We start from the raw sequence: 3,472 nt of genomic DNA, 5'->3' as shown, positions 1-3,472 counted from the left end.
CGCGGCGATATCCTCAATGCTCAGCTGGTATCTGCGGTTTACGGAGCGCAGGGCGGTAAAATCACTATTGAAGACGCACAGATTCAGTGGAGCGCAGAAGAGGATGAGGCAAGCGACAGCAGCGATCCCTTTGCAGGCTTAGAAGCCGCTTTGCTCGCGGCTTCTCAGTGACAATACATACGCGACGGTTTAGGATTCCCTATCGCCAATGAAAAGGGGAATTTTGTGAAAAAATTATTATTAGGTTTTATTTTTATCACATCAGCAGCTAGTGCAACGCAAATTCTTGAACCACAAGAACTGCAAAAGCTAACAAATACCATTTGTTCTCAGCACTCAGATCCATCTCTGTGCGTGAAAGCTTTTTATAAAGTTATATCATACACCAAAGAGAATGATGATTACTTTTATTACTGTCAAAAATCTAAAGATTCAGGAATGTCAACAGATAAAGAATTATGCAATCAATCTAAAATTCTGAGGGATTTCATTGATCAGAATGCAAACTAGATTGTTTGATTATAAAAAATAACCTGCTTCGGCAGGTTTTTTATTTTAAAGAGGTAGTAAATGGCAACCCTGCGTGAACTTATCATTAAGGTTTCAGCAAACTCTCAATCATTTCAGACTGAGATCGCCCGCGCTTCACGCATGGGACAAGACTATTATAAAACCATGCAAAATGGTGGGCGTCAGGCAGCTGCGGCTGCGAAAGAAAGTCAAAAAGCTCTTTCCGAGTTAACCGATGGATTTGCTTCTGCTGGTCGAGCAGCTACGGCTGCGGCTGCAGCATTTGCTACAGGAAAACTGGTTCAGATTGCTGATCAATGGAACTCAGTGAATGCGCGTCTTAAACAAGCCTCAGTGTCTACGAATGATTTTACTTTATCTCAGACCCGATTAATGGCGATTAGCCAGAGTACGGGCACTGCTTTTACTGATAACGCTAATTTATTTTCACGCGCGGCAGCATCAATGCGTGAATTTGGCTACAGCTCAGATGAAGTGCTCAAAATCACCGAAGCGGTATCAACAGGACTTAAACTATCTGGTGCAAGCACAGAAGAAGCAGGTTCTGTTATTACCCAGTTCAGTCAGGCCCTTGCTCAAGGTGTTTTGCGTGGTGAAGAGTTTAACGCGGTTAACGAATCTGGTGATCGTGTCATCCGCGCCCTGGCTGCTGGTATGGGTGTTGCTCGAAAAGACCTTAAAGCAATGGCTGATCAGGGGCAACTTACCATTGATAAAGTCGTACCAGCTTTGATCAGTCAATTAGGTGTATTACAGGGGGAGTTTTCCTCGTTGCCACCAACAGTTTCTGGATCAATGCAAAAAGTCACTAACTCTTTTATGGCATGGGTTGGTGGGGTGAACCAGGCAACTGGCGCGACAGATGCACTTTCTGGCGGTCTTGATGGGCTGGCAGGTACGCTGGATTCTCTTACATCTTCCGCTGTCAGCGGGGCCCTCAGTGACGTAGCAGATAATATGTCACTAATTACCACTGCTGCTGGTGGTTTGGTTGGGATCGGATTAGCCCGGTATCTTGGTGGGATTGTTACCAGCGCAAGCAGTGCTACTGGCGCACTTATTTCAGCGGCAAAATCTGAGGTAGCCCTTGCAGTCGCTCAAGAAAAAGCAGCGCAATCTTCTGTTGCCGCTTCCCGCGCCGCTGTTTATCGTGCCCAGCAAGCTCTTCAGAGTGCTAAAAGTGCAGATGTTCAGGCGGCACAACAGGAGAGGGTTGCGGCCGCAGAAGCCAAGGTTACTGCTGCGCAAGGTCGATTGACTACTGCCCTCGCCACCGGGACAGCTACAGAAAAAGTACGAGCACGAACAGCTCTGGAGCGGGCTCAGGCCGGGCTTGTAGCTGCAAAAAATGCCGATGCACAGGCTATTGCAGAAAGAAAACTTGCTGCAGCGCAAGCGGCGCTTAGTCGTAATATTTCAGGTAGGGTTTCTGCTCAAAATAATCTTAACAGCGTTACCTCTGTCGGCACCCGGTTGATGAGCGGGGCTCTTGGGCTGGTTGGTGGTATACCCGGGTTAGTTATGCTGGGTGCGGGCGCATGGTACGCTATGTACCAAAGCCAGGAACAAGCAAGAAAATCAGCTCAGGAATATGCCAGCCAAATAGATCAGATCAGAGAAAAAACCTCCTCAATGACCCTACCTGAGGTCGATAGTAATCGAAGATTAACGGTTGAGGCGATGCAGGAGCAAAAACGCCTAATCGAAGACCAAGAACAAAGTGTAAAAAAACTTAACGGGCAAATAAATGATTTAAATGAAAGTAGAAGCAAACCAGGCATAACTCAAGAAAATGATTTAAATATTACAAAAGCTATTGCAATTTTGACCGAGCAGGTTGTCGTAGAAGAAGACAAGCTTCGTCAGATGCGAGAAAAATCCAGTGATATGTTAAAGGCACTTGAGGAGAATGAAAGAAGAAGAAATGATCTTATAAAAGAAAGAGCATGGCGGCAAAATGCAGAATACCAGAGTCTAATATTGATGACTGGTAAGTATTCCGAAGTTAACCGTTTACTTGGATTAGGAAACCAGCTTTTAATGGAACGGCAGGGCTTGGTTAATGTTCCAATGCGAATGCCTCAGGCTGATTTAACATCACAGCAAGCCAATGCTCTGGAAAAAAGCCGTCAGGACCTTGAACTATCAAAGCTTAAAGGAGAAGCAAGGGAGAGAGCACGGTTAGGTTATGCCGCTGACGAATTGGGGCTTAAGGATGAACCTCAGTTTAAAACTAACCGCGATCTGTTTATTAATCAGGGGTTGGCGAAATGGCAAAACGATGAATCCAATAAACCCACCCGGAAAGCGCCAAAAAGCGAAGAGGTTAAAGCAGCTGAAAAGACAGAAGACGTTTACAAGCGCCTTATTAAACAGCAGCAGGAACAAATTGCCCTGGGAAGCCAGAATACCGAACTGGCTAAAATGAAATATCAGGTGACGCAGGGGGAGCTAGCCTCTCTTGAGCAAGCCAAAAAAGAAATAATCCTGCAAAATGCTGCACTAATCGATCAGAAAAACATTGCTGAACAGTTGCAAACGTTCCGTGAGGGGCTAGCTGACAGTAATGCCGCTGCGCGTGACCGGGGGAATATAGATTTTCTTGGCGCCGGGATGGGAGATAAAGCCCGCGACCGCATGAAGGAAATGGCGGATATTCGCACTGACTTCCGTAAGCAGCAGGATGAGCTTCAGCGTGACTTTAACAAGAAGCAAATTTCTGAAGACCAGTACAAACAGCAAACGGAAGCGCTGCAGGCGGCGCTTGCTGAACGGTTAGCGATTCAGGAGGACTACTACAAAAAGACCGATGAACAGCAGTCAGACTGGCGCACGGGGATCAGCGATTCCCTGATGAATTATGCCGATCAGGCTTCTGATCTGAGCTCAATGGCTGCCACTGCAACCAGCGAGATTCTGGATGCCACCACTAACTCTATCT

At 46.4% G+C, this 3,472-nt stretch carries 3 protein-coding genes; all 3 read left to right on the top strand.

The window, feature by feature from the left end; genetic code table 11:
• The coding region (locus tag RRF55_RS26855; protein ID WP_439419191.1) for a phage tail assembly protein T at nt 1–171 on the top strand (171 nt) is incomplete at its 5' end.
• 54 nt (nt 172–225) lie between these two features.
• Nucleotides 226–510: a hypothetical protein gene (locus RRF55_RS26850; protein WP_071889494.1), complete on the top strand. Its 285-nt coding sequence runs from the start codon at nt 226–228 to the stop codon at nt 508–510.
• Between the two features lie 60 nt (nt 511–570).
• Nucleotides 571–3,472, top strand: a 2,902-nt coding sequence (locus RRF55_RS26845) for a phage tail tape measure protein (RefSeq protein ID WP_439419190.1), incomplete at its 3' end; no start/stop codon positions are given.

It is taken from the genome of Klebsiella sp. K47 (genome assembly GCF_051858335.1).
GTDB lineage: Bacteria > Pseudomonadota > Gammaproteobacteria > Enterobacterales > Enterobacteriaceae > Klebsiella > Klebsiella pneumoniae.
This window is presented reverse-complemented; position numbering and strand designations above follow the sequence as displayed.